Origin of the sequence: Pedobacter sp. KBW06 (assembly GCF_003852525.1) — a bacterium.
Lineage (GTDB): Bacteria > Bacteroidota > Bacteroidia > Sphingobacteriales > Sphingobacteriaceae > Pedobacter.
In genome coordinates this window covers 611,872-637,760 of sequence record NZ_QAJL01000003.1, presented here as the reverse complement: position 1 = coordinate 637,760, position 25,889 = coordinate 611,872, and the positions used below count along the sequence as shown (strand labels likewise).

Below are 25,889 nucleotides of genomic sequence, written 5' to 3'. Positions count from 1 at the left end.
ACATTATAATAACGGAGAAAGCAAACGGGCAATTTTTTCGGGGAACTGCACTCTTGCAGACCTTGCTGCCCAGCTTTTTGCATCAATTGGAACTGAGAAAGTCAGGTCTTCCTCAAAAGCATTTTTCAGTTCTTTAGCAATCCCGCTATCATAAATCACAGTATTTACCTCAAAATTAAGCTCGAAACTGCGTTCGTCCATATTTGCAGTTCCTATAAAGGACAGCTGTTCATCAATCACCATTGTTTTTGCATGAATAAAACCTTTCTGGTATTGGAAAATCTCTACACCCACATCCAGCAATTCCTGATAATAGGAGCGGGCCGCCGCAGCTACCCAGATGGAATCCGACTCAAAAGGAACGAGAAGCTTTACTTTGATCCCGCTCAATGCCGCAACAAATAAGGCATCCAGGAGACTGATCCCCGGAATAAAATATGGGCTGGTAATCAAAATTTCCTGATCTGCCATTCCTATAGCCTGAATGAGGTTCAGCAGAATGGTGGGATGGTCGGAGTCCGGTCCACTTGCCGCAATTTGTACTTCTACCTCTCCCTTTAGCTTTTCATGCGTACTAAAGAATGCTTCCTGGATCTCCAAAGTCTCTTCTGAGCAAAAATTCCAGTCGGAAATAAACAGATGCTGAAGGTAATGTACGCCAGGGCCCATAATTTTTACATGGGTATCCCTCCAAAACAAAGATTTGGGATCATTTGCATCATTGATATAGCGGTCGCTGATATTGATGCCACCCGTAAATCCAATGTTTCCGTCTATAATGATGATCTTCCTGTGGTTTCGGTAATTGAGGCGGTTGGCCAGGGCAATAAAAATGATCTGATAAAAAGGAAAGGCTTGTACACCTGCTGCTTTGAGCTCCGGAACCAACTTTTTCCTGATCGAGCGACTCCCAAAGTCATCATAGATAAAACGTACCTGGACCCCTTGTTTTGCTTTTTCAATGAGAATATCTTTGATTTCATTTCCGATCTTCTCATCTTCGAAAATGTAATATTCCATGTGGATATGGTGTTTTGCATTCCGTAATGCCTGTAATACTTCCGGGAATTTTTGCTCACCATTTAATAGGAGCTTGACTTCATTCCTTCCGGACAGGCCACTCATATTGCTGTTCAATAGCAGTTGGGCGAGCTTTTTATACTTTTGCAGCTCCGGATTCATCTGATCAATGGTCTTCTCTGAATTCAAAATGATCCTTGCATTGATCCTTTGAGAGATGATGTCATCAGAAATGATCTTTTTGTTGTAAATTTTCCTTACCCGGTAATTGATCCCAAAAGAAAAGTAAATGATCACACCCACTACCGGTAGAAATACCGCCAGCATCAGGTAGGCCAGGGTCTTGCTCACAGATCGGGTATCGTAGATAATGCGCAGGCATACCGCGATAATGAAGAGTACATAGACAATTTCAAAGACAAGAATCCATTTCATATCAGCTGCTTTATCTTTTGTTAACCAGGTTTACTTCTACGGTCCATTCATTGCCACTTGCTATCCGATGCTCAGCAGCAAAACTACCCTGATTAATCGCAAACGACAATTCCAGGAGACTGTTCAGATAAGCCAAAGGCTTTCCCTGATCCACTGCGCCAAATGTAGCACTATAAGGCATTGTTCCCTCATAAACTTTTTTAGCCAGGTGATAAACCGCAATATGAACCAGATCTCCATACTTGATACCCAGCTGTCCGAGCAGTTCTGCTCCGATATTTGTCCATATGTTTCCATACTGAACATCTAAAACAGGGATATTTCCTTTGATCCTGTCATTTTCCAATAAGGCTTTCTGATAAGAAATCAGAACCACCTGATTTGGCAATTGTTTTCCTACCTGTTCAAAACTAATGGTTCCGGCTGCCAGGCGTGCCGCGGTATAGGCATATACATCTCTTCCATGAAAGGTATAGGATTTTCCGGAATCTTTACGCCTGTTTACCGCCTCGTCGATTTCTCTGACCGCTTCAATCCCCAAAGATTCCGCAACCAGCGTAAGTGTTCCATTATCCGGGCTGACAATATAATGTCCGCTTTTTGTTTTAAGAACTATCGATTTTCGTTCAGTTCCGACGCCAGGATCGACTACGGATACGAAAACCGTGCCTTTGGGGTAATAAGGAACGGTTTGCAGCAAACGGTAACTGGCCTCCCATATGTTGTATGCGGGGATCTCATGAGTAAGGTCGTATAGTTTTAAATCTGTAGAAACACCCATGGCCACGCCCTTCATTGCCGAAACGGCACCGTCTTTTAATCCAAAATCAGATTGAAAGACCACAATCTTATTTTGTGCTGAGATAGTATGACAGAAACTGAGGGTAAATAGTAAATAAACCAGGAGTAATAATTTGATCTTCATTCCATTTTGTTTAACCTGGAATAAATTTACTCGATTTTGGGGAATAAAACCTGGAATAATATCATTATGTCCTGAAATAATCAGTAAGAAATGTATTTCAGGACATAGATACTTCCGGAACAAACCGGGATGAAGGGTAATTAATCGTTGATCAGGACGGCTGTTGCGTCAATCTCAATCTGCATCCCATCCAGAGCGAGCCTGGAGACCGGAATGAGCGTGTTTACCGGATATTTCCCGTCAGGCCATACTTTTTTACTTTCTTCGATGAGGACTTTGTGCTTTTCTGAATCGTAATCTACCACAAGTGTGGTTAACTTAACAATATGTTTATGTGTCAAGCCCTTGCTTTTAAGCGCAATTTCGATGTTTTTGAGGGTATATCTGACCTGAGTTCTGAAATCTGAAGAGAGCTTTCCTTCTGCATCGGTTCCTGCCTGTCCGGCAACAAAGACCAACGTGCTGTTGGCCGGAACAGTGGCGACATGTGAATATCCATGCGGACGAGGGTCGTAAAGCCCTTTCGGATTGCTGATTTCCTGTGATTTAACTTGTGTTGCCATGATACTTAAAGTAAGGATAAATAATGTTGAGGTGAATTTTTTCATTGGAACGGATTGTTTTTTAAAGCCATAAAGCGATCATGAGCATGTTTATAACTTGCTGGGCAGCAACAACAGGCTCATGATGGTTTCAGGACTGACTAAAATAATTATGGATAAAGAGGAGTTGAAATGCAGAAGCTTTGGACCAATAGGTATTGTCGTGCACACCGGGGCGCTCAATGTAATCATGGTCAATTTTCAGGTCGTTCAGCTTTTGGTGCAGGGCCCTGTTGACTGGTAGCAGCGGATCTTGCAGTCCGCAGTCTATGATCAGTTTTAATTCCTGGTTTTTGAGGCTGCTCACATTATAGTTTACTGTATGCTCTTCCCAGCTTTTCTCATGACCGGCATAGTCGCCGAGGATTTTTTCAATGTCATAACCCTTTGTTGCAGCCCTGAAATCTACCGCTCCACAAATGCTGCCTGCTGCACCATAGAGCCCTTTATGGCGTATGGCAAGGTATAAAGCACCATGTCCGCCCATGCTCCAGCCATAAATGGCCCTTTTTGATCTGTCTGCAATGGTAGGATAGGTCTTGTCCGTAAATTGAACAAGTTCGTTGGTGATAAAACTTTCGTATCTGATTTTTTCATTCAGCGGACTGTCGAAATACCAGCTGTTGTATCCGCCATCGGCAAGAACAATGATCATTTGAAGGGCATCTGCCTGAGCTTTCAGATCGGGGATATCCAGTTTTAAAGTTCGTCTGGCGTCTCCGGTATAACCATGTAACAGGTACACTGTAGGGTAGTGTTTCTTTTCTTTGGTTTGTTTAGACTGTTCCGGACTGATAAAAAGACAAGTGATGTCTTTTTTCATCGTTTCGCTATACACTTTCAGTGTATCAACCTTTGCGGCAAAAACTGCGTCTGCAAAGAAAATTGCAGTTAAAATAAACAGTAGTCGTTTCATATTCTTTTTGTTTTATGAAACAAAGTACCGCTTCCTTTAACTGCAAAACATGTACATATGTTGAGGAAAGGAAAAGCTAATTGATCTTGGCTTCGTCCAGATCGAGTTGGCTTTCCTGTTTCCTGATTTCTTCGTCGCTGTAACTGTTTTCTTTGCGTAACAGGTGTAATTCTTTGCGTTGTACCGCATAAAGGTCCATTAAAATGGAATTGTAGAACTCCAGTTCTTCCTTTCTTATCGTATCACATTCCAGAGAGTCCAGTCGCTGTTGCTCAATAGAGCGGTCACTTTCCATCTGTTCCTTCAGGAAGCCGACCAGTTCATTTTCCCTGACTTCCTTTGCAAACTTTTCTTCCAGCCTTTTGAGCGAGACCTGTATCAGCCGCAGGCGAATTCCCGCTTCCTGTTCTCCTTCCGGAGGAAAATCATCAATGTCTTTAATCCTGGTCCATTTGATCACTAAAGGTAAAGTCAGGCCCTGAAACACCAGGGTAACCAGAATCACCACAAAGGTGATGAACAGGATGAGACTCCGGTGGGGGAAAGCTTGCCCATTGTTCATTAATAAGGGAATGGAAAGGGCAGATGCCAGGGATACCACGCCTCTCATCCCCGCCCAGCCCACAATTACCGGCCCTTTCCAGAGTGGGTTTACCGGATCTGCTCTTTTCCGGTTGCCCAGCCATGCCGGAACATAAGCAATGAGTATCACATATAATAAACGGATCACGATGATGACAACGCTGATGATCAATCCATAATTGATGGCCTGTCCGATGGAATAATCACCCAGACTTTCTATAATTACAGGTAGCTCCAGTCCGATCAGGATAAAGACGAGTCCATTTAAAACAAATGCAAGGGTTGCCCAGACGCCTACTGCCTGTATTCTGGAATTGCTATGGGCAAAAATTTCATGGGAGCGGTAGGAAAGGAACAATCCGCCACTCACTACTGCCATCACTCCCGAGAAATGGAAATGTTCTGCTCCGATATACATGAAATATGGAGTCATGAGGGTCAATGCGGCATCAATGCTCGGGGTAGTGGGTAGAAAACGATGGACGACATAAACGATATGGGCAATTGCCAGTCCGATCACGACGCCCATTCCAGCGGCAAGGAAAAACTGTCCGACTGCCTCCTGCATCGAAAAATGCCCTGAAAGTATCGCTGCAAGCGCAAAGCGGAATACAATTAAACTGGAGGCATCATTGATGAGGCTTTCTCCTTCCAGAACTGCCGTCAGCCGTTTTGGGATTTTAATATTTTTTAATACGGAATTTGCAGCTACCGCATCTGGCGGAGAAATGATTCCTCCCAGTAAGAAGCCCATTGCCAGGGTAAAACCTGGAATCATTGAGCTGGAAATATAGGCTACGAGAATCGAGGTGAAGAATACCAGACCAAAAGCCAGCATTCCGATAGGTCTTTTCCATTTCCAAAAGTCGTTCCAGGAGGTATACCATGCGGATTCATACAACAGAGGCGGAAGGAAAATCAGGAAAATCATTTCCGGTTCAACCTCCACCTTTGGGATCCCCGGAATAAAGCTGATGCCCAATCCAGCGATCACCAGAAATATAGGATAAGATATTTTTAATTTCTGTGCCAGCATGGTGAGCATAAACACCGCAAAAAGAAGAACCAGTACAAGAAAAAGGGTTTCAGTAAACATAGGCATCGGGTAAATCAGCCTTGAATATAAGAAAAAATGCGAAGGACTTAACTCAGTGCGTCATGGAAAATGATGCCCAGGGTATGCCTTTTTCCGCTGTGCAAAGGACTTACGCCATGTTTCATATTCACCCTGTAATAACCCTTGCTTCCTTTTGCAGGCCTGAAATTGGTGCTGAATATGAGCATGTCGCCTCTTTTTGGCCGCAATACATTCGCTTTGGACTGAGCTCTTGGAATTTGTTCAGTCAGCACAAATTCACCTCCAGTATAATCTTCCTCAGGTTCATTTAAAAAGAGAACCAGCTGCATTGGGAAATAAATTTCTCCATATAAATCCTGATGAAGGGTATTAAAACCTCCGGGGCCGTATTTAAGAATTAAAACGGTGGGTTTCGTCTGCCCGTTTTCATGGCAGGTATCTTTAAGCTCCTGATGACTTGCGGGGAAAGATTTGTCGATATGCAGTACCTGCATCCACTGGTTGGCAATAGGTGCAAGAAGGGGATAAATGCTTTCCCGGATTTCTGTGATCAGGTCCGGGAGCGGATACTGGAAATACTTGTATTCGCCAAGTCCGAAACGATAACGTTCCATCGTGATTGTCTTTCTATAGGTATGGTCTGCCTGATAGGCATGAATCAGTTGCTCACATTCTTCCCTGGTCAACATCTTTTTCAATGTCGTATACCCCTGATCATGCAGTTCATTTGTGGCTTTTTCCCAGTTGGTGTCTTTCAGTCTCTCTATAATTTTGTTCATGGCCTTTAGTATGATATGTAAGGTATGACAAAAGTAGAGTGATGACGTTTTCTGCAGAACCCGTTTCTTGCGGAAACGTTAGGCAGAATACATTTCGGGTAGGTCCATCCACCCGCTCACCTTCAGACAAGGGCTTAAATTTTCTTCTTCCTGCAATTCCCATTCCTGTAAATAGGTGTTGAATCTGGCGATCTGATATCCATATTCCAGCTCAGGGTTGATTACAGTAATCAATTTATACTCATGGTCTTCGGGTAATCTCTCGTTCGTTGAAATCCATTCTTTCATTGTTATTCAATTTATGTAAACCTTTAGTTGTCAGTCGCATATATAACAATCTTGGGGTTTGTTTTGTTTGAGAAAATGAATTAAAACTTTAACAAAATATTTTCCAGCCTCAGACGGAGCATTTCTATTTATGACACGCGTTCCCGGTTAATCTTGTTTCTATTAATTTTTCTGTGCTATTTATTGATTTTCAATTGATCTCAAGCGCTCGAGCGCTCAGTTTGAAAACCATTTGGGAATTCCTGAATCAGGTTTAACAGGAATGAAGCGATGATAATCGCTTCATGATAAACATGTCCTTGTTAGGATTTCTTTTTCGGGACTTTTGCTCCTTCTTTTCTGGCTTCAGAAAGCCCGATGGCTACCGCCTGTTCTTTAGAGGTTACCTTTTTGCCGCTTCCGGATTTAAGTTTGCCTTCTTTCATTTCGTGCATGGCTTTTTCAACTTTTTCTCCGGCTTTTTTTGAATACTTTGCCATAGTTTTTTGAATTTAATTCATACAACTAAAAAACAAATAGGGAAAAAAACGGTTTTTTTTAAGTTCCCTTTTTTTGATTTTATTTAATGTAACTTGTTTTAAATCAATGATTTTTGTTGCTTTTTATGAATTATTTGACGAAATTTATGCTGAATTTTTCTTGAATTGAACAGATATTCCTGACTATGAAAGACGAAGCTAAAAAGATGGGACTGCAGGATTTCTTCATTGATGGCCTGGAAGAGATATACGACGCAGAAAGAAAATTTACAAAGTGCTCTGCCGCACTCGGCATAGCGGCAGTGAATGAGGAGCTTAAAACGATTCTCAGTTCACATGCCAGCATTACAGAAAAACACCTCGGCCACCTGGATGCTATTTTAAACCGGTTGGGACATGTTGCCGGTGCGGGAAACTGTGCATTAATTGCTTGTTTAAGCGATAAGGCATCTGAGATGATGAGGCACACCGAAACGGGTACCGCCTTGAGGGACGTGGCCGTTTTAAACCTCGTTCAGGTGATTCAGCATTATAAGACCGCTACTTATCGTAATCTCGTTGCTTTGGCAACAGCTACGAAACACCAGAAAATAACCACTTTACTGGAAGAATGTCTGGCCGATGAAATAAATACCAAAACCAGTTTAATTGAAATTGGCAGACGTTTTATTTATCCAACAGCAAAAGCCGAAGATATCAAGTGAACCGATTCCTGAAATGATGTTGACATGCGTTTAAAATGCGGTGCATTTCCGGTCGATTGCTATTGATCGTCAGTTGATCATCAATAGGAGGTTGATAGGTCCTTGATTGATCCTGCGGACCTTTAAACGATGTTTCCAAAATCAAATGACATTGTGTTTTATTCGACCGCATATGAATATGATATGAAAAGCATTTCGTTAGTTGTTGAAAAAATCACTTGATATGACGAAAAAAAGCCAGCTCTGCCTGAACCTTGCGGAACGGCAGAACTGGCTCTTATCGCCGTTAATCCTGATTTTGAGACTTCACATGATCTTTATACCCCAACCTGATCCGGCTATTTTTTTAGCAGTCCTTTGCTGAGCATGTCCTGAACCAGGGTATTGGTGAAATCTGTTGCCAAAATTTGCGGACTATCTGGTGCCGATGTCTTGGTCTGTGCCGAATAAATGAGCTGATCTGCACCTAGCCTGTAAAAATTAGCTTCCAGTATGAAGTTGGTGCTCACGGTATAATATCCCGGTTCGTAGATTCTTCCATAAACGTGTCTGTAATATCCCCAGAATCCGAAATATGGATATGGTGCAAAACCAACAGAAGGAGGCGTGTATTTTTTCTCTTTTCTTCTGTCCAGCAGGGCAATCGTGAAAGTGCCGTCGTATCCTTTATCTCTTATTTTTTTAAGGGCTTCCTGTTCGCTGAGGCCTTGAAATGCCTTCGGACCATATTCTGCATAGGCAGAACCTGCATTTATTCCATGTGCATTCAGGGCTTTCATCATTGAATTCTCGACTTCTTCCTGCAGGGGCCTGTCCTTAGAGCCCATTAAGCCAATCACCAGCACCTTCTGATATTGTACCGAAGCTACATCTGGTTTGGTCCAGGAAGAAACAATACTCGTTCTTGGGCTACAGGAACTGAGTAAAATGGTAAATAGAAAAAACATTCCTATTGTGCCGGTAAACATTGATTTTTTCATGATATAAGGTACGTTTTTTTCAAAACAAATCAAAATGCGTTTGGTTCTGATTGTTCATAAAAAAGATAAACCAGATGGCTAACTTAATTGTTTAAATCTACAGAGATTTCTATCGGATATGAACAGGTACCAATCCACTATTGAAACGTTAATCTCGCCCGCAGGAATACACCTGAATGGCACAGATGATTTTGATATCCACGTCTATGATGATCGTTTTTACCGTCATGTGCTACGTTATGGATCTCTTGGGCTTGGAGAATCTTATATGAACGAATGGTGGGATTGTAAAGCGCTGGACACTTTTCTGTATCGTTTGCTGACCGTTAACCTGGAGAAACGCGTCAGACATCATTTGCAGTGGCAAAGCCTGAAGGCAAAAATATTCAACCTCCAATCCATTACCAGAGCGGTGGAAGTGGCAAAAAAGCATTACAATATCGGTAATGACCTGTTTGAAAAAATGCTGGATAAATACATGATCTATTCCTGTGCCTATTGGAGCAAGGCCAGTACACTGGAGGAAGCTCAGGAAGATAAACTCGACCTCATCTGCAGGAAACTAAAGCTTTCAGCCGGAATGGAAATTCTGGATATCGGTTGCGGTTGGGGTGGTCTCGCGCAGTTTGCGGCCGAAAGGTATCAGGTGAAGGTCACCGGGGTAACAATTTCTTCGGAACAGGCGGCATTGGCCAGAAAACGCTGCGAAGGCCTTCCTGTTCGCATTTTACTGGAAGACTACCGGCTGCTGACAGGAAGTTACGACCGCATTGTCTCTGTAGGGATGTTTGAGCATGTCGGGTATAAAAATTATGATACTTTTATGAAGGTGGTCAAACAGTGCCTCAGAAAAGATGGGATATTTTTGCTGCATTGTATTGGCGGCAATGAAAGTGGCATCCATACTGATCCCTGGATCGATCGTTATATTTTTCCAAATGGAATGATGCCTTCCCCAACACAAATCAGTAATGCTGCAGAACCTTATTTCGCCCTGCAGGACTGGCATAACTTCGGACTGGATTACGACCGGACCCTGATGGAATGGCTAAAGAGGTTCCGAAATTCATGGGACCAGATCAAGGCACATTATGACGATCAGTTTTATCGAATGTGGGAATATTACTTATGTATCAGTGCCGCTTCTTTCCGGGCGCATAAAAACAACCTCTGGCAAATCGTCTACACACATCCGGATTATCCGGAGCGCTATTCGGGCGTCCGTTAAATAGCTGATCCGGAAATGGCATTGGTTTAATCTATATACTGCGTTTTTTTGAGGAAGAGCAGGGGAATGTGGCTGTGATAAGCCAGTTTCTCCGTCAGGCTCCGGTGAAATAAGCTTTCAAAGAAGCTATGCTTTTTAGGGATTGCGATCACCAGCTGTATGTCTCTTTCTTCTGCAAAAGCCATAATACCTGCAGCACAATCTTTGTTATTGGTAAAGTGATATTCAGGATTTTCTGCATCCCATAATTTGTGTAAGGCACTTTGTTGCGCAATGATATCAGGGCTGTAATGCTCGCTTTCATTGTGATCGACATTGAGGATAAACAACCTGGCCTGTAAAGTATGGATTACATTTTTAATCGTCATTACCGGACTGATTTCCGCCACTTCTTTTAAATCTGTCGCCAGGACTATGCGTTTGATGCGCTCCACCGGTGCTTCATAAGGAACCAATAACAAGGGTACGGTACATTCTTTTGCCAGAGAAAGGCAGTTGCTGCCGAGCAATACTTTTTCGATTTTGCGCTTTCCTGTCGTTCCCATCACCACCAGTTTGATGTCTTCCTGTGTTACAAAAGTTTCAATGGCAAGTGCAAGCGGGCTTTCATTGGTATGGATGTCTATGGTGATTTGCTTTCCGGCCACCGTCATCAGGTCGTTTTTCAGGTACTCCAGAAATTCGAGACTTTTCTCATGTAACTGCAGGATGTCGTCTGGTTCAGGAAGCGGAATGTCGGAGCTGGCATAGGGAACATCGTAGGAATGGTAAAGGATGATCCTTGGAAATCCAATTTGCAGTGCGACTGAAACTGCGTAATAGGCGGCATGGCTTGCCGTTTCTGAAAAATCCGTTGCCACTAATATGGTTTTCATGATTGCTGGTTTTTAAGACAATACCTGTTGATTTTACAAATTCAGCTATATGCTATAAACAAACGGAACTTGCGCCCTGTTTTAAGAATTTATAGATTGTAACTGCTTTTTGATCAGGTATTTGTTCTTCAATTTACAGCGTCCTTATGAAACAATAAAAATGCTGCGGTGTTGTAGCTGTATCAACATCGTTATCCCATTATGTTAAAGGCCGTTGGTTGTTGTCGGATTACAAAATTGGCTGGTATTTTACTGTCGTCAGCAGTCCTGTTTTTCTCTGCCTGCACTGTCAAAAGACCAATTGCTCCTCCAGAGGTGCCTGGACATGCTATGGGCTCCGTATCCGCTTCCGAGGAAGCCAAAAGCTTAAAAATCATCAGGCTTAAAGAAAATCTGATCAGCGCGGCATTTCAAAAAGCTTTGGTACTAAATAATGAAGACACAGCGCAAGCGGATTGGCTGGGACGTTATTATAAAGCGCATGATTATGAACTGATTCTTCAGGACCGGTACTTTCAGGGAAAGCAGATGGAAGTCCTGATGACTTATCTGGATAGTGCGGTGCTTCATGGGCTGAACCCTGAAATCTTCTATAGTACCGAAATCCGAAGTTTATGGCGCAAAATGGAAGAAATGAGATCTGAGGATACCAAAGATGCTTACCGGGATAAGGCCAGATTAGAAGTGCTGCTTGCCGCTTCCTTAATAAAATATAGCCGTATCCTGCAGTATGGTGCTGTCAGGCCGGATAGCCTCTATGCCAATTATTTCATCGTTACTGCGCAACCCGATAGCAGTATGGCCATTAAGGTACTTGCCGTTAACGACCTCAAAAGTTATCTGGACAGCATTCAGCCCAGATCCCCGCAGTACCTTGCTTTACAAAGAGCCTTGCAAATGCATGCCGGTACAAAAGCAATGAGCAAAGTTGAAGCTGATCTGGTGATCAAAGTAAACCTGGAACGTTTGAGGTGGAAGAATAAGCCCCTTGCCTTAAAATATGTATCGGTTAACATTCCTGATTTTAGCCTTGAGGTGATGGATCAGGGAAAAGCCATACTACAAATGAAAGTTTGCGTGGGAGAGGGGCGAAACAAAGACTATAAAAACCTCCTCAGTCAGGATCCGGATACCTGTTTGGTCAAAGATCAGCCCATCGCCAGGGAAACCCCTCAGCTGAGCAGCATGATTTATGGTGTTCAGGTAAACCCCATATGGAATATCCCTGCAAGTATCGCCAGAGGGGAAATTGCGAGATATGTCGCCGCAGACCCGGATTATCTGGCCGATAATGATATTGATGTTTACAGAGATGGTAAACTGGTTTCGGCGGAAGCGATAGATTGGGAGCAGGTAGGCCATTATGCCTTTAAACAAAGGCCTGGCGAGCAAAACTCTCTGGGAAAGATTAAATTCCTTTTTAATAATAACAGCAGTGTTTATTTACATGATACACCCACAAAATCTGCTTTTAAAAAGTCAAACCGTGCCATCAGCCATGGTTGTGTCCGTGTAGAAAAACCTTTGGAACTTGCACTGGCCCTATATGGAAAAGGAAAAATTTATGATCAGATAAAAAGGGCAATGGAAAATGCTTATCCAAGGGCCAAAAACATCTCTTTACCGGCAAAGGTGCCAGTTTACCTCAATTATCTCACTGCCTGGACGGATGTCAAAGGTAGTTTACAGCTGAGGAGAGATGTTTATGGACTCGATATGGTATTATATAGCTATATGAAAAATCACCACCTGATTCCTGTGGAGGATCTCAGCTCGGCTAATAACTCACACCGGCATTGATATCGCCTGCCTCTTTAAAATGACGTTCCAGCGTACGCAGGGTTTTTGAGGCGAAGTTTCTGATTTTAACATCTCCGGATACCGCTGCGGATTTAAACAGGTCCAATGCTTTGACATGGTCTTTTACCATCATATCCATATAATGCTTGTCGAATGCTGCTCCGGTCATTTTTTTCATTTCTTCTACATGATTGCTATCGGCAGCAGGCAGAGAAGTGGGTAAAGTGACTTTTTTGCTGTCGGCCAGGTCTTTTAAATCCTTGGCAATCCGGGTATGGTCATTGACCATCTTTTCTCCGAATTTCTTGATTCTGCTGCTGCTGGCATTTGTTTGTGCAATTTTTCCAAGTTCGATCTCCATGAGCCCTGCAATTGCTGCGGTTTTCATAAATTCATCGGCATCAGCGCCCCTGTTAATTGCGGTCGTATCCGTCATGGTTTGTTCAATGCTGGAATCTGTAACTCCTGAATTGACCTTGTCTGTGTTCCTGCATGCACTTAAAGCAAGTACAACCAATGATAAAAAAGTGATTAAGCGTTTCGTTTTCATGGTTTTAGGGTTTGTTGTTAACTGTGCTATAGTACAAATCAGAAACTGAAATGTTTTAAAATTATTTTCTCTGTTGTAATATTTGTTCTCATAAAGCAGGGCAGGGGAGATCTTTCCCGGGTGCTTCAGGGATCGGAGAAAGTTTAGCATCCGGAGTTCAAACTTTTGAATAGGGCAAGTGTTATTAGGAAAACGAAAAACAAATGAAGAACGGGCAAAAAAAGTATTCTTTTTTCTACCGCAACGGCTTAACCATTGTGTTTTTGTCGTTGTTTCTGGTCACGTTATTTGCACAGGCTTTAACCGGCTGGAAAGCGCACAACAGGGACCTTGCTGAAAACCATGGCAAGAGCTTAAGTCTGGCAACTTATCTGAAGAGCGGTCATTTTATCTCTGCCACTTTTGAAAACTTCGAGAGTGAGTTCCTTCAAATGTCTTTATACGTGATCTTAACTGTGGGTTTGCGGCAGATCGGATCTGCAGAATCGAAGTCGCTGGACGGGGAGGAAGAGGTGGACCGTGAACCAAAGCAACATAAAGATGCACCATGGGCTGTGCGCAAGGGAGGATGGATACTGAAACTATACAGCAACTCACTGGCCATTTGCTTTTGTTTGTTGTTCCTGGTGAGCTGGGGACTTCACCTGTATGGAAGCTGGCAGGATCACAATGTCGCTCAGGTATTGCGGCATCAGTCGGAGGACAGTGTTGCAGCATTTTTGACCATGCCTGAGTTCTGGTTTGAAACCTTTCAAAACTGGCAGAGTGAGTTTCTTTCTGTGGCTTCCATTGTTTTCTTTACCATATACCTGAGACAAAAAGGATCTCCGGAATCCAAACCAGTTGATGCGGGACATATGGAAACCGGTAAGTAATCCTGACAGACAAATAATCATAACCTACGTATATATATACTGATGAAAAAGAACGCTAATTTTTTTGAAAAGATTTCTACCCGGATCACAAACTGGACCGGAAGCCCTGTTGCCTTTGGAGTCGCTTTTTTTGTGGTGCTAGCCTGGGTGCTTTCCGGACCAATCTTTCATTATTCTGATACCTGGCAACTGGTGATCAATACCGGAACCACGATCATCACCTTTTTAATGGTCTTCCTGATCCAGAAAAGTCAGAATAAAGATTCCAAAGCGATTCAGCTCAAACTAAATGAACTGATTGCGGCGAGCAGACATGCCAGTAACCGGATGGTAGACATCGAAGATCTGACCGAATCGGAGCTCGATGTGCTTCATAAATACTACCAGAAGATCTCAGACATTTCTGAAGAAGACCAGGATATTCATAAATCACATTCTATAGATGCGGCGGTCGATCTTCAGGAAGAGAAATCGGAACGAACTGCCATTAAGAAGCACCCAAAACCTCGTGCTAAAACGGGAAAAACCGTTTCCAAAGCCCCAAAACCTCTTTCTAAAACGGGAAAATCATGAGTTGAGCGGGAGTGGAGATCTGTATTTTTTTGTTTACATAAATGCAAACCTGCTTATTAAGAATCATTCTTGATTTAGCTATTTGCATATTTAGTAATATTTTTATTAATATTAGATCATCAACCATTCAACCAAATATATGAGTGAATTTCAAATCAAGAAATCGTCTGCCGTCTATGATGTCGTTATCGTAGGATCCGGAGCAGGCGGAGGTATGGCCGGATATGTATTGGCCAATGCCGGGCAAAAAGTGCTGATGCTGGAAGCTGGTGCTTATTTCGACCCACGTATCGACGCACAACAGTTAAAATGGCCATGGGAATCTCCCAGACGCGGCGCATCAACCACCAGACCCTTTGGAGATTTTGATGCCTCTTATGGAGGTTGGGAATTAGATGGTGAGCCTTATACCCAGAAATCAGGAACTGAATTTGCCTGGTTCCGGTCAAGAATGCTTGGTGGAAGAACCAATCACTGGGGAAGAATTTCCTTGAGAATGGGTCCTTTGGATTTTAAATGTAAGGATGGACTAACCGACGACTGGCCTATTACGTATGAGGAGCTAAAACCTTTTTATGACAAGGTAGACCGCCTTATTGGCGTTTATGGAACTGTCGAAGGAATCGAAAATGAACCAGATGGAATCTTTCTTCCTCCGCCAAAACCTAGGCTCAATGAACTGTTTATTAAGAAGGCCGGATTGAAGACCGGAGTAAAGGTAATCCCGGGCAGGGGATCTGTTTTAACAGAAGCATTGCCGGGAAATAAAGACCGTGCTCCTTGTTTTTACTGCGGGCAATGCGGACGTAGCTGTAAAGTTTACGGAGATTTCTCTTCTTCTTCCTGCCTGGTGATCCCGGCCGTGAAAACAGGAAACCTGACGGTAATTACCAATGCCATGGTGAGAGAAGTGCTGACCGATAAAAACGGATTGGCGACCGGCGTATCTTATATCAATAAAAAAGACGGAATGGAATACCAGGTGAACGCTAAAACCGTGATCCTTGGTGCCAGTGCCTGCGAATCTGCAAGGATTTTGCTGAACTCTAAATCTGCTGCCCATCCAGGTGGACTGGCCAATGGCAGTGGTATCGTTGGTAAATATTTACACGATTCGACCGGGGCAAGTTTAGGTGGCTTCCTGCCGCAATTAATGGATCGCAAGCGTTATAATGAAGATGGTGTGGGCAGTGTCCATATCTATTCTCCATGGTGGCTGGACAATAAGAAACTGGATTTCCCTCGTGGCTATCATATTGAGTACTGGGGTGGAATGGGCATGCCGGCCTATGGATTTGGTGGTGGTACTGCCAAACTGAATGGAATGGTGCCCGGAAGAGATGGTAAAATGAAAGAAGCGGGTGGTTATGGTGCTTCGTTAAAAGACGATTACAGACGTTTCTATGGTACATCCGTAGGAATGGCCGGTAGGGGAACTGCCATCGCCAGAGAAACCAATTATTGCGAAATCGATCCTAAAGTAGTTGACAAATACGGAATTCCGGTATTGAGGTTTAACTATAAATGGGCCGATGAGGAAATAAAACAGGCGAAACACATGCAGGAGACCTTCCAGTCTATGATGCATGCTATGGGTGCCATCATTACTTCAGATATTCCTGGTCCGGATACCAATTATGGTCTGGAAGCACCTGGAAAAATTATCCATGAGGTAGGGACGATCAGAATGGGAGATGATCCTAAGAAGTCAGCCCTGAACAAATGGTGTCAGGCACATGAATGTAAAAACCTGTTTGTAGTGGATGCTGCGCCTTTCGTACAACAAGGAGATAAAAATGCGACATGGACGATTCTTGCCCTCTCTATGAGGACTGCCGAATACATCCTGGAGCAAAAGAAAAAACAAAATATTTAAGCTGTTTAAAAAAAAGAAATTATGAACAGACGTGAATCACTGAAAGTCCTCGGAATTACCACCATCAGTACTGCGGTATTGCTGGACGCCTGCAAGCCCGGCGAGGATAAAAAAGTAGCAGAAACTCCGGAAGGAGGCACCCCGGAAGCAGGAAGAGAAGAATGGGAGATTGAAAGAGATAAAAAATTAAAGGCAGAAAAGTTCTTTACGGCACATGAAATGGCCAGTATTGCCCTTCTTGCGGATATCATCATCCCTAAAGACGATAAATCCGGAAGTGCTACGGATGCGAAAGTGCCGGAATTTATAGAGTTTATTGTGAAAGACATGCCGGAACACCAAACCCCGATGAGAGGTGGACTGAGGTGGCTGGACCTGCAATGCCTGAACCGTTATGAAAAGTCTTTCAAAGACACTTCATATGAGCAGAAGATAGAGATGATCGACCAGATCGCTTATCCTAAAAAGGCCAAGCCAGGAATGGAACAAGGGGTTGCTTTCTTTAACCTGATGAGAAACCTTACAGCTTCAGGCTTCTTTACCAGCGAAATCGGAGTGAAAGACATCGGTTATGTAGGTAATGTTCCCAATAAATGGGAAGGAGTGCCTGCAGATGTACTGAAGCAGTACGGAATGGAAGGCGTTTAAAAAAGATAATATTATGAAAAAGAGGTACCGGAGAATCCGGTACCTCTTTTTTTTATCCTTTAAGTATCTTTTGTTTTTCTGTATCAAATTCTTCCTGACTGAGAATACCTGCATCCAGTAATTCTTTAAGGTCCAGAAGTGCCTGTTTCTTTAAGGCCATCTGGTTTTCCGGAGCAGCTCCGTTTACTGCTGCTGTTGTGGCCTGTACTTCAGGAACCGGCGCGGCGGCTACATCTTTAGGGCTATACTTTAACAGTGCTTCTGTAATTTCATTATAACCTTTGATATTGGAGTAATCTATCGCTTTCTGCTCTTTCACATTTACTATTGAAGGGTCAGCATGATTTTCCAGCAGGAGTTTAACGATGTCTTTTTTACCATTGGCAGCCGCATAATGTAATGCCGTATTTCCACTCTCATCGGCGATATTAATAGCAGCGCCATTTTCTATCAGCAGCTTAACGAGACTGAGGTGACCTTTCTTTACGGCGACATGGAGTAAGGTTTCCCCACCGTAACTGTAGCTGTTGTCTAAAGTGAAACTGCTGTCTAAGGAGATATTGGTGGCACTTTCTATCCAGTCAAGGTAAGTGTTCATGGATTCATCTGCGCCGGATAATGGCTTGCTGAAATTAACATCCAGTCCATTCTGCAAAAATAAGCTGACAATTTCTTTCTGGTTATTGCTGCAGGCATACCAGATCGGAGAAAGCCCGTTTTTGGTAGAAACCTTTAGGTCTGCGCCACGCTGTACCAGGAGCTTGATCAGCATGTTATTGCCCTGATAGCAGGCCAATAGCAATGGCGTTTCTCCTCCGTGATTGGCATGGTTGATTTCTGCAGAATGGTCCAGCAACAACTCCACGATTGCCGTGTTTTTTGAATTTACCGCATAAATCAGTGGGGTATTTCCGGCTTTATCTGTGGTGTTGGGATCAGCGCCCAGATCCAATAATCTTTGTACAATTTCCTTATTTCTAAGGCCCGAAGCGAGGAGTAAAGGTGTTTCTGCTTCGTTATTCTGGAGCTCAACACCCAGTCCTTTTTGTATCAGTTGATCGAGTACTTCAATCTGAGCGGTTTTTGCGGTCAGGTGAAGGAGGCTATTGCCCTGAAGGTCGTTGATGTCGACTCTCGCGCCCTGTTCTATCAAATAAATGGCGGTCTGTTTTTGTTTCTGTACACAGGCAAAGAAAAGTGGTGTTTCTCCGTTATGATCCTCATAATTGATATCAGTTCCGGCTTCAACCAATGCTTTTGCAATGTCCAGGTAACCCTGATAGGCCGCATAATGTAAGGCTGTTCTTCCTTTCTCGTCGGTATAAGCGACATCGACTTCATTGTTTTTAAGCAGTATTTCTGCAATCTTTCTTTTGCCCGCCTCGCAGGCAATGATAAATGACATGGACATTCTTTAGGATTTTTGGTTGGCAAGCAGTATTTCTACTGTTTTGGATTTGAGGTTGTCGTTTGAAGCAAGGGCCATTGCTGTTTCGTCTTTGCGGTTGGTCAGGTTGGTATCAGCGCCCTTTTCAATCAGGAGTTTCACCTTCTTATAAGTGTCTTTTGCTGCTTCTTTATCGTAATTGACATTGAATGCACACACATAATGCAAAAGGGTATTTCCATCTTCATCCTGTGCATTGATGTCTACCAGGTCCATATTCAGGATGGCTTCCAGGATTTCAAATTGTTTTTCTGCAGCGACTTCCAGTGGAGTTTTCCCCTGACCATACCAGGTGGAACGCTCTAAAAGATCCGCTCCGTCTTCCAGCAGTTTGATCAGGAAAGCAACAGCATTCCGGTCAGAGCGGTAAATTCTTCTCATGAATTCGAAGAACATCGTTACCCCTTCTTTATTGAGCTGGTCAAATTCAGGACGATCATATTCCCGGAGTTTAAGGTACCAGTTCAGGTCCGCCTTATGCACTATTGCCCAAAAGAAGGCAGACTCTCCTGATTTGTCCTGGTGATTGGGATCTGCACCATTTTGCAGCAGTAAGTCGAGGTATTCCGGTTTATTAAATTCTATGGCCTCTATCAGCGGCGTTTTGTCGACAATATCTTTTGCATTTACATCCAGGCCTTCTTCAATAAGGAAGCGGACATACGCCAATGATTTTTCCGGTTTGATTCTTCCGTTTTTAATTACTGCATGCAGGAAAGTCGTATCGTAATTGTTCTTATAGTTAAGGTCGAGACCGGCATCAACGAATTTTTTGATCAGCCATAGTTCTGCACCTTCTTCGAAAGCATAACCTAGTAAAGTCTGGTCGGCAACTTCATCTTTGAGGTTTTCCATTTGTCCGAGCAGGTCGTCCAGAAACTGAATGGATTCCTCGTCCTCTTTAAGGTTGGGAATGATGCTGGCGAAAATGGATTTCCTGAAGGAATCGTACTCATACACATCTGTTCCGATTAATTTTTGGGAGATGAGTACAGGAATCAGGTCAAAGGCTTTATGGCTGATGATCTGGTCCAGGATCTGTGTATGATAATATTCATTGAGGTCAGAAGTCAGGTTTTTATCGTTTTCCAGCAGCAGTTTCGCTTCCTGGAAGTTGTTTTGTCTGAATGCTTGTAATAAAGCGGTAGTATCTGGCATATCTATAAATACGTAATTTTTTATAGGGTATCAAAAATCAGGCCGTATCAGCGGAATATTTGCGGCTGTTGATGCGCATCAGTTCGGGGAGTGCTGCCGAAAATGAATCGGGTATTTATAGGAAGCTGATCATAAAAGTGTTAACTTTGAAAAGGAATGAAAATGGAAACATTAACCCATAGAAAGAAAGTATCGTCGGGCTTTTTGCTGACAGTAACTTTGCTGTTGAGCTTTTTTATGCTCAGCGGGAATGTGGGTTTTTCTGTGGTTCCGGCCCAAAAAACGCAAACCGAGGTTCTGGCCCGCTTCAGGCCGCTTAGTACTGCCGGAATTAATTATTATGATAATGCGGCTGTAGCCAAAAAACTACATTTTCCCTGGGCCGATAAAAATCTGGTAAATGTCTTGTTCTTTCATCATAAAATGATGCTGATCAGGTTTACTCAGCTGAAGCAAAAGGCTTTTCTTATTGCAGCTGCAGGTTCTTTCTACCGGCCTAAAACGATTCCTCAGAGCCAGGATGAAGAAGGCTTTTCTTTTATGGGATAAATGTTATCCCTGATGCCTTAATCCGGCATTGAAAAGTTTATCGTCTTCATTTTACCCATTAAACATGAAATACTTCAAAAAAGCATGGAGGCTGTTGTACCTTGTGCTATTGATTGGGCTCGCTGTAACCGGGATTGGCCTGGGCGGCGGAGTTCCTATACCTGCCAGTAGCAGAAAAGAAAACCACATTGAAATTTCCGTAGAATTACCAGAGACAAAGGAAGAATCAAAGGAGGCAGAAGCGTTCTTCCAGAAACAATAAGGGTAGAAAGTGGTGTTCATTTCCTGCAGTAGTCTGGCACAGACCAGCCTGGATCCGGAAAGCTTAAAGAAGCGTTCATTGATAAAAATGAACGCTTCTTTTTAACACGGTTTCCCGGTAATTTCGACGAATTAAATCGACTTTTGGCTGGAGCGACGCGTCAGATCAGCCCAATCCGCTATATCATGAAGCCAATGCCTATGCAGATTATTTTTTCCGGCTGACAGGCAGTGGTCGGAATCTGCAAAAAAGGCAATTGAGCAGGCGCTTCTACTGCTTCCTAAAAACGGGTATAATTACGTGTGCAACTTCCTGATTCATTATTTATATTTGATCAATGTCTTGCTTCATCCCGGCCGGACAAATGGTTTCTGAAAGGTAAACCTGTTTTTCATGGCCTGAAAACCTGAGAAATATATAAGCTTTATCCCCTCATAAAACGGCCTTTTCTGTGCTGTGAAATGATCAATAGCCAACCGATGGTTGGCAACTGAACAAAAACATACAAAGATTTTCAAATTAACCGCTCTCATGGATACCCGAAAATTCGCCAATTCAGCTCATCGCTGGAATTCAAACAGTACGTATACTTCCCGGCGTTACCGAGGTGTTTATCTCATGCTGAGCACAATGAACAGTTGCGCATCAGGCGCTTTTAAAAAGCAATTCTAAAACTCAAGCAGATGAATACGTCACAAACGCCTCAGGGATTGTCCTTTGCCATAAACAGTCAGGATCAGGACAATACGATTTATATTACCAAAGACCCATTGGTAAACAAACTGACCTTTACGATAGATACCAATGTTAGCCAAACTGTTTTTAGTCCGGGAACACTGGTTGATCCGGGCGATGTTTCCCATACGAATGCTTCTCTTATTTATCTTGATTTAAGTCCTTTACAGATTCCTTTTAATGATTTTAATCAGATTGTTTGTCAGGCCCCGGGCTGGCAGTTTAAAAACTTTAACAACAGCATTATTGGGATGGCACCTGATACGCAGCCGATCACTATTAATATCTCGTCTCCATCTATTGAAATCAGCATCAGCAAACTGATATTGCCGAATCCGCCATCTGGTGATACTGTGAACCTCTGGGTCAAATATTTCCATGTCAGCCCCATCAGTTACCTGAACATTCCCAGTGAAACCTTTTTTAAAGTATCCTTACTGAATGTGCCGGATAATAAAAAGGACCTGCATGAGGTGATAGACTGCGTGCTGACCTCTCCAGCTTTAATTGTAAATACGATAGAGGGGTATCCTCAGGTAAAGAACAGCATTAGTTTTGCGTTTAAACCCGGCGCAAATCCGGTTCCTGTAATTGCTGCGGCAAACACCAGCTTTACAATTAGTTTTGTATATGCGCCGGCAGCACCGGGCTGTGGCGCTTTAACCACTCCTCAGTCTGCACTTGATTCCATTAAGGTAGAGCAGCAGGAAAATGCATCTGTCTGGGCCGTTAAGCCTGATCAAGATGCGCAAAACCCTTCCTGGATCCTACAACCAGTTAACCAGAAACCCATATTAGGTACCGATGAAGTGGTTTCCTTTGATGTGAACGGCATCATCACCCCATTTGAACCTGGTGCAACTTTAATGCACATTCAATACCAAAATGTACCAGGATATAATGATGGGGCATACAGCATTGCTTTAAGCAAAATTCCTCATGTATCGATTGATGCTTTGGAGCTTCTGCCAGATCCGTCGGTCATCGTTGATGGAACTGCATCCGTTCAGGTCTCCTGGACGGCTAAGGATTATAGCTCATTGATGCTCATGCCATTTTATGAGGACGTAACGCAGCTGAGTAGTTATACGGCTACGCTGGAAAAGTCGGAAGTGATCACCCTTGTGGCAACAGGTTCCGGGAGCAGTGCCAATCAGGCCATTTCCAGGGCTACTGCTGATGTATTACCAGTGATCAATGCTTTTGGCGTAACTCCGGCGGACGTGTATTACCATGATTATCCTCATGACTCCAGGTTTTTCTGGGATGTAGCAACGAATGACACGGTACTACTGGTAAATGATGACAGCAAGGACAGCGAAATTGTACCTGCTAAAGGCACCAGATCAGTCAGCCTCAGCTCGCCTGGAATGTGGTCATTGATTCCCCAGGACAGTGTCAATCCACATACGCTTTCCCGTAGTGTATTGATTCGTTCATTTAAGATGGAAACCCAAGCTAAGGATTGTGGCTTTAATTCCCTGGCAGCAGTCGCTTCTCCTTCGGCGGCTTTTATTGCGGTACTCAACAAGACTGCGAATGTCCTGAGTATGCGGAACCCACTTGATTTCAGCGAGTATGCGGCTGCAATTCCGACCGGGACTGGCCCGGTAGATCAGGTTTTTTCTTATGACGGACAGTACCTGTTTGTGTTAAACAGCGGAGGTTCTGTTACCGTTGTTAAAATTGAATGGAAAGACAGCACCGGGATTTATAGTTTCTCTGTACTTCAAACGATCGCTATTGAAGGAACGCCGGTACGGATTGCCATTTCAAATGATGACAAATACATTTTCGTGACGACCAATCTGGTTAGTTCTGGGAAGCTGATTGTCATTGAAAATAAAGGTGTGGATGTGTTTGGCACTAAGCAAGATATCGTGCTTACGCAAAATCCTTCCGGAATAGGAATTGACCCCTGCGGATTGAACGTATATGTGGCCATGACGGGCGATAATAGTATTGCCGTTATGGGATATAGTGGCATCGACGAGGAATTTAAATACAACAGAAGTATTGCAGGCTTACCTGCTCATCCGGTAGATATTGCTGTGGGAGATCCTCATGGGCAAACGCTGTTGGTGGTTTGTCAGGACAGTAATGTGCTGATTGCACTGAATGCAACAGCCGATGGGACTGGGCAACAGATTGAAATCAGTGGGGAACCGGTCAGGATTGCTGTAAGCCCCGACAGAGCCTATGCTTTTGTGGTCAGCAATAGCGCCAATACGGCCACATTGATTAGCTGTTATGCAGGAGCTGGAAATTGTAAAATCATGGAAACCGGAATTCCTGCGGGAACAAAACCTCTCTCCCTGACTATGGCCTACGATGGCACTGCAGCCTATGTTTCAAATGCTGATCACAGTGTGACAATCCTTAATCTGATCAATTATCAATTGATAAATGCCCCTGTAAACGTTGGGAAACAGCCAACAGATGTGGCACTTTCTGCGGATGGAAAGATTGCAGTCAGCTGGCATAATGTATTGTTCATCACGACTAAACCGAACTATACAAAAGGGATTTTTATCTATGAAACCGATTCTGGAACTGTTTCCACACGACTGGAAACACAGGATATCATTAAGTGTGTCTTTTCTCCATCCGGGACTTCTGATAATATGTATGTGATACAGCAGGATGCAGCGGAAATCAGCATTATGGAAACAGGACGCTTTACGCTAAAATCCACGATTCCGATACCTGCGGGGCCAGGAGGAGTGGCTCGTTTTCCGGTAGAACTGGGGATGTCTGCAAATTGTTTAAACCTGTATGTGATTACCAGGGATGCGACCGGGAAACACTGTTTTCTTGCCTATACCTGCGATGAAGCCAAAGGCACTTTTAACCTGAAAACCGACTTGACTTTGTTTACTTCTTCCGCCTCAAATCACCTCCTCCTGCAGTATACGCCTGATGGTAATTATGTCTTCGTTGGAACAGGCTCAGACAAGAAAATACAGGTCCTTCAGCTCAGCAGTAACGGGCTGTACAGTTTAAATTCCAACCCGGTCAGCCTGGATCTCCTGGCCCGGACAATGGTGGTATCTCCCGACAACAATACGCTTTATGTGTTGCTGCAGGAAAATATGAAATCTTCTATTGTCGTCCTTAACATCAAAGACCTGACATCTGAAGAACACCGGTTCCCGGCTACGTATGCCACATTGATCAATTTTCAACAGGCAGTGATTGCTCAGGATGGTCAGCGGATTTTCATTACTGATGCAAATATCGCAGGGCTGAGGGTCTTGAGTACGAAAACATTACGTGTGATCCAGACCCTTTCCTGGGAACAGGATGTACAGTATCCAATAGGTATTGCCATGCAGCAGGACGGTTCCAGCTTGTTCATTGCCGGTTTTTTCAGCGGCAATATGGCGATGATCAATCAAATCAAATAATCATTCAATATTTATCAATTTAAACAAATTAGCGCATGAGTTACAATGGATTTTTTATCAGAGATTATGTTGGCGAATCAATTAGTGGTTCAAACTCCTCAAACTGGACCAATTCTCCGGACATCATTTGTACCGGGCCGGTGCCATTGCCTGATCCCAGGGTGGTATCGGATGTGAACCATTATAAACAGGGTTTGCCACAGGCGAATTCACAGACGCCACTAACCAATAACTGGGTGTATTTGCGTGGACTAAACCCGCAATCCGGCCCGTTGAAAACCACGCTTTATCTGTATTATGTAGATACTTCTATTGTGCTTTGGCCTCAGAACTGGAAGACGGCAGGTATTGTTGTTGCCGGTAATCAGCAGAACTGGCAAACATTTGATGCGCCAGCCGATACGGATAATGATGGAATTGCAGGAACAATTACTCCTTTTGGATGGACGCCTCCCCGACAAGGCATACACTATTGTCTTGTTGCCTGGGCTGAGAATGGTGCGGATCAGTTGACGCCACCGGATCTTGCCAGTATTGGCAGTGTTTCTGATATGGCAAAATTCATTGTTTCTCATCCCAATGTAGGCTGGAAAAATACCGTAGAAGTCGATGCTTCACAACCCACATTGCAGGGAGTAGCCTCGGTAATCGGAGCGCCAGATGGCGGACAAATGATCGTAGGCTTGCAGTGTGTGAATATTCCTACCGATGGTTACATTCAGTTTTCTGTACCCGGACCTGATCAGGATAATACGATCTATTTTCCTAAAACCCAGGTGGCAAAACCCAATTACGGACAAACTTTTCTGGTTAATTATCCTCCGGGTTATGAGACTTCATTGAGCTGGACCTATTATAAAGGGCCAACGGAAGTTCCTGACGGGGCGAATATCATTCCTTTTGTCGGAGAATGGGGTTCCAGTAATGAGTTTATTGAACACGCAAGGGAGGTTGCTCCCGGACATCTGATTGAGGCACATCATCATGGAACACCTCAGGAGTTTTTGGCCAATGGAGATGCCTTTGCTGTTTCGTCTAAGGCTACCAGGACGATTATGCTGATCGGGTCTGTTCCTTTCAGGCTGACCCATAAATAAAAAGTGATTTTTACCAACTGA

24 protein-coding genes are annotated in these 25,889 nt (G+C 43.5%); 11 read left to right on the top strand and 13 right to left on the bottom strand.

The window, feature by feature from the left end; genetic code table 11:
- Positions 1-3 precede the first annotated feature (3 nt).
- The 8 genes from cls to DBR43_RS33225 all read right to left on the bottom strand — a co-directional run bounded on the left by cls (position 4) and on the right by DBR43_RS33225 (position 7,104).
- A complete protein-coding gene (cls, locus tag DBR43_RS17515) occupies positions 4-1,455 on the bottom strand; it encodes a cardiolipin synthase (RefSeq protein WP_124583094.1) in 1,452 nt (483 codons plus the stop codon).
- Between the two features lie 10 nt (positions 1,456-1,465).
- On the bottom strand, positions 1,466-2,380 hold the full coding sequence (locus tag DBR43_RS17510; protein WP_124583092.1) for an S-adenosyl-l-methionine hydroxide adenosyltransferase family protein: 915 nt from the start codon (positions 2,378-2,380) through the stop codon (positions 1,466-1,468).
- 140 nt (positions 2,381-2,520) lie between these two features.
- Positions 2,521-2,988, bottom strand: coding sequence for a RidA family protein (locus DBR43_RS17505; RefSeq protein ID WP_199757080.1), 468 nt, complete (start codon positions 2,986-2,988; stop codon positions 2,521-2,523).
- Positions 2,989-3,073: 85 nt separating this feature from the next.
- Positions 3,074-3,898, bottom strand: a complete 825-nt coding sequence (locus tag DBR43_RS17500; protein ID WP_124583091.1) for an alpha/beta hydrolase — start codon at positions 3,896-3,898, stop codon at positions 3,074-3,076.
- A gap of 76 nt (positions 3,899-3,974) precedes the next feature.
- Entirely contained in the window at positions 3,975-5,576 is a 1,602-nt protein-coding gene (locus tag DBR43_RS17495) for a Na+/H+ antiporter (protein WP_124583089.1), read from the bottom strand.
- A gap of 47 nt (positions 5,577-5,623) precedes the next feature.
- Positions 5,624-6,337, bottom strand: a complete 714-nt coding sequence (locus DBR43_RS17490) for a 2OG-Fe(II) oxygenase (RefSeq protein ID WP_199757079.1) — start codon at positions 6,335-6,337, stop codon at positions 5,624-5,626.
- A gap of 78 nt (positions 6,338-6,415) precedes the next feature.
- Positions 6,416-6,625, bottom strand: a complete 210-nt coding sequence (locus DBR43_RS17485; RefSeq protein ID WP_124583087.1) for a DUF551 domain-containing protein — start codon at positions 6,623-6,625, stop codon at positions 6,416-6,418.
- A gap of 302 nt (positions 6,626-6,927) precedes the next feature.
- On the bottom strand, positions 6,928-7,104 hold the full coding sequence (locus DBR43_RS33225; RefSeq protein ID WP_199757078.1) for a DUF6496 domain-containing protein: 177 nt from the start codon (positions 7,102-7,104) through the stop codon (positions 6,928-6,930).
- Between the two features lie 185 nt (positions 7,105-7,289).
- Between DBR43_RS33225 and DBR43_RS17480 the strand changes: the two genes are divergently transcribed.
- Positions 7,290-7,808, top strand: coding sequence for a DUF892 family protein (locus DBR43_RS17480; protein WP_124583085.1), 519 nt, complete (start codon positions 7,290-7,292; stop codon positions 7,806-7,808).
- 338 nt (positions 7,809-8,146) lie between these two features.
- Here DBR43_RS17480 and DBR43_RS17475 read toward each other — a convergent pair whose 3' ends face one another.
- A complete protein-coding gene (locus DBR43_RS17475) occupies positions 8,147-8,788 on the bottom strand; it encodes a hypothetical protein (RefSeq protein ID WP_124583083.1) in 642 nt (213 codons plus the stop codon).
- A gap of 118 nt (positions 8,789-8,906) precedes the next feature.
- On the opposite strand from DBR43_RS17475, the gene cfa reads away from it, so the two are divergent.
- Positions 8,907-10,016 (top strand): cyclopropane fatty acyl phospholipid synthase, encoded by a 1,110-nt coding sequence (gene cfa, locus DBR43_RS17470; protein WP_124583081.1) that lies wholly within the window; start codon positions 8,907-8,909, stop codon positions 10,014-10,016.
- 26 nt (positions 10,017-10,042) lie between these two features.
- Here the strand turns inward: cfa and DBR43_RS17465 are convergent, their stop codons facing one another.
- A complete protein-coding gene (locus tag DBR43_RS17465) occupies positions 10,043-10,891 on the bottom strand; it encodes a universal stress protein (RefSeq protein ID WP_124583079.1) in 849 nt (282 codons plus the stop codon).
- Positions 10,892-11,128: 237 nt separating this feature from the next.
- On the opposite strand from DBR43_RS17465, the gene DBR43_RS17460 reads away from it, so the two are divergent.
- Positions 11,129-12,691 carry a L,D-transpeptidase family protein gene (locus DBR43_RS17460; RefSeq protein ID WP_158622534.1) on the top strand — a complete coding sequence of 521 codons (1,563 nt, stop codon included), beginning with the start codon at positions 11,129-11,131 and terminating at the stop codon, positions 12,689-12,691.
- Here the strand turns inward: DBR43_RS17460 and DBR43_RS17455 are convergent.
- Entirely contained in the window at positions 12,669-13,241 is a 573-nt protein-coding gene (locus tag DBR43_RS17455; protein ID WP_158622533.1) for a DUF4142 domain-containing protein, read from the bottom strand. The two genes, DBR43_RS17460 and DBR43_RS17455, sit on opposite strands and share 23 nt — an antisense overlap.
- Before the next feature lie 203 nt (positions 13,242-13,444).
- On the opposite strand from DBR43_RS17455, the gene DBR43_RS17450 reads away from it, so the two are divergent.
- The 4 genes from DBR43_RS17450 (at position 13,445) to DBR43_RS17435 (ending at position 17,213) form a co-directional block, all read left to right on the top strand.
- Positions 13,445-14,116 carry a DUF6766 family protein gene (locus DBR43_RS17450; protein WP_124583073.1) on the top strand — a complete coding sequence of 224 codons (672 nt, stop codon included), beginning with the start codon at positions 13,445-13,447 and terminating at the stop codon, positions 14,114-14,116.
- A gap of 42 nt (positions 14,117-14,158) precedes the next feature.
- Entirely contained in the window at positions 14,159-14,689 is a 531-nt protein-coding gene (locus tag DBR43_RS17445) for a low affinity iron permease family protein (RefSeq protein WP_124583071.1), read from the top strand.
- 139 nt (positions 14,690-14,828) lie between these two features.
- Positions 14,829-16,565 (top strand): GMC family oxidoreductase, encoded by a 1,737-nt coding sequence (locus tag DBR43_RS17440; RefSeq protein ID WP_124583068.1) that lies wholly within the window; start codon positions 14,829-14,831, stop codon positions 16,563-16,565.
- Between the two features lie 21 nt (positions 16,566-16,586).
- Entirely contained in the window at positions 16,587-17,213 is a 627-nt protein-coding gene (locus DBR43_RS17435; protein ID WP_124583066.1) for a gluconate 2-dehydrogenase subunit 3 family protein, read from the top strand.
- A gap of 52 nt (positions 17,214-17,265) precedes the next feature.
- Here the strand turns inward: DBR43_RS17435 and DBR43_RS17430 are convergent, their stop codons facing one another.
- Positions 17,266-18,624: an ankyrin repeat domain-containing protein gene (locus DBR43_RS17430; RefSeq protein ID WP_124583064.1), complete on the bottom strand. Its 1,359-nt coding sequence runs from the start codon at positions 18,622-18,624 to the stop codon at positions 17,266-17,268.
- A gap of 3 nt (positions 18,625-18,627) precedes the next feature.
- Entirely contained in the window at positions 18,628-19,818 is a 1,191-nt protein-coding gene (locus DBR43_RS17425) for an ankyrin repeat domain-containing protein (RefSeq protein ID WP_124583062.1), read from the bottom strand.
- A 162-nt stretch (positions 19,819-19,980) separates the two neighbouring features.
- Here DBR43_RS17425 and DBR43_RS17420 point away from each other — a divergent pair, with 162 nt between their 5' ends.
- The 4 genes from DBR43_RS17420 to DBR43_RS17405 all read left to right on the top strand — a co-directional run bounded on the left by DBR43_RS17420 (position 19,981) and on the right by DBR43_RS17405 (position 25,868).
- Positions 19,981-20,367 carry a hypothetical protein gene (locus DBR43_RS17420; protein ID WP_124583060.1) on the top strand — a complete coding sequence of 129 codons (387 nt, stop codon included), beginning with the start codon at positions 19,981-19,983 and terminating at the stop codon, positions 20,365-20,367.
- A gap of 64 nt (positions 20,368-20,431) precedes the next feature.
- Positions 20,432-20,629, top strand: a complete 198-nt coding sequence (locus DBR43_RS17415; RefSeq protein ID WP_124583058.1) for a hypothetical protein — start codon at positions 20,432-20,434, stop codon at positions 20,627-20,629.
- A gap of 683 nt (positions 20,630-21,312) precedes the next feature.
- The gene (locus DBR43_RS17410; protein ID WP_124583056.1) at positions 21,313-24,771 is read left to right on the top strand and encodes a beta-propeller fold lactonase family protein; all 3,459 of its coding nucleotides are present in this window, start codon (positions 21,313-21,315) and stop codon (positions 24,769-24,771) included.
- A 35-nt stretch (positions 24,772-24,806) separates the two neighbouring features.
- Positions 24,807-25,868, top strand: a complete 1,062-nt coding sequence (locus DBR43_RS17405; protein ID WP_124583054.1) for a hypothetical protein — start codon at positions 24,807-24,809, stop codon at positions 25,866-25,868.
- Positions 25,869-25,889: the final 21 nt, after the last annotated feature.

Excerpts from the sequence above, each read along its gene's own strand:
- DBR43_RS17435 (WP_124583066.1), top strand. The coding sequence starts at position 16,587 with ATGAACAGACGTGAATCACTGAAAGTCCTCGGAATTACCACCATCAGT.
- DBR43_RS33225 (WP_199757078.1), bottom strand. The coding sequence starts at position 7,104 with ATGGCAAAGTATTCAAAAAAAGCCGGAGAAAAAGTTGAAAAAGCCATG.
- cls (WP_124583094.1), bottom strand. The coding sequence starts at position 1,455 with ATGAAATGGATTCTTGTCTTTGAAATTGTCTATGTACTCTTCATTATC.
- DBR43_RS17475 (WP_124583083.1), bottom strand. The coding sequence starts at position 8,788 with ATGAAAAAATCAATGTTTACCGGCACAATAGGAATGTTTTTTCTATTT.
- DBR43_RS17495 (WP_124583089.1), bottom strand. The coding sequence starts at position 5,576 with ATGTTTACTGAAACCCTTTTTCTTGTACTGGTTCTTCTTTTTGCGGTG.
- DBR43_RS17480 (WP_124583085.1), top strand. The coding sequence starts at position 7,290 with ATGAAAGACGAAGCTAAAAAGATGGGACTGCAGGATTTCTTCATTGAT.
- DBR43_RS17405 (WP_124583054.1), top strand. The coding sequence starts at position 24,807 with ATGAGTTACAATGGATTTTTTATCAGAGATTATGTTGGCGAATCAATT.
- DBR43_RS17430 (WP_124583064.1), bottom strand. The coding sequence starts at position 18,624 with ATGTCCATGTCATTTATCATTGCCTGCGAGGCGGGCAAAAGAAAGATT.
- DBR43_RS17425 (WP_124583062.1), bottom strand. The coding sequence starts at position 19,818 with ATGCCAGATACTACCGCTTTATTACAAGCATTCAGACAAAACAACTTC.
- DBR43_RS17450 (WP_124583073.1), top strand. The coding sequence starts at position 13,445 with ATGAAGAACGGGCAAAAAAAGTATTCTTTTTTCTACCGCAACGGCTTA.
- DBR43_RS17455 (WP_158622533.1), bottom strand. The coding sequence starts at position 13,241 with ATGAAAACGAAACGCTTAATCACTTTTTTATCATTGGTTGTACTTGCT.
- DBR43_RS17510 (WP_124583092.1), bottom strand. The coding sequence starts at position 2,380 with ATGAAGATCAAATTATTACTCCTGGTTTATTTACTATTTACCCTCAGT.
- DBR43_RS17465 (WP_124583079.1), bottom strand. The coding sequence starts at position 10,891 with ATGAAAACCATATTAGTGGCAACGGATTTTTCAGAAACGGCAAGCCAT.
- DBR43_RS17410 (WP_124583056.1), top strand. The coding sequence starts at position 21,313 with ATGAATACGTCACAAACGCCTCAGGGATTGTCCTTTGCCATAAACAGT.
- cfa (WP_124583081.1), top strand. The coding sequence starts at position 8,907 with ATGAACAGGTACCAATCCACTATTGAAACGTTAATCTCGCCCGCAGGA.
- DBR43_RS17420 (WP_124583060.1), top strand. The coding sequence starts at position 19,981 with ATGGAAACATTAACCCATAGAAAGAAAGTATCGTCGGGCTTTTTGCTG.
- DBR43_RS17485 (WP_124583087.1), bottom strand. The coding sequence starts at position 6,625 with ATGAAAGAATGGATTTCAACGAACGAGAGATTACCCGAAGACCATGAG.
- DBR43_RS17415 (WP_124583058.1), top strand. The coding sequence starts at position 20,432 with ATGAAATACTTCAAAAAAGCATGGAGGCTGTTGTACCTTGTGCTATTG.
- DBR43_RS17445 (WP_124583071.1), top strand. The coding sequence starts at position 14,159 with ATGAAAAAGAACGCTAATTTTTTTGAAAAGATTTCTACCCGGATCACA.
- DBR43_RS17440 (WP_124583068.1), top strand. The coding sequence starts at position 14,829 with ATGAGTGAATTTCAAATCAAGAAATCGTCTGCCGTCTATGATGTCGTT.
- DBR43_RS17505 (WP_199757080.1), bottom strand. The coding sequence starts at position 2,988 with ATGAAAAAATTCACCTCAACATTATTTATCCTTACTTTAAGTATCATG.
- DBR43_RS17500 (WP_124583091.1), bottom strand. The coding sequence starts at position 3,898 with ATGAAACGACTACTGTTTATTTTAACTGCAATTTTCTTTGCAGACGCA.
- DBR43_RS17490 (WP_199757079.1), bottom strand. The coding sequence starts at position 6,337 with ATGAACAAAATTATAGAGAGACTGAAAGACACCAACTGGGAAAAAGCC.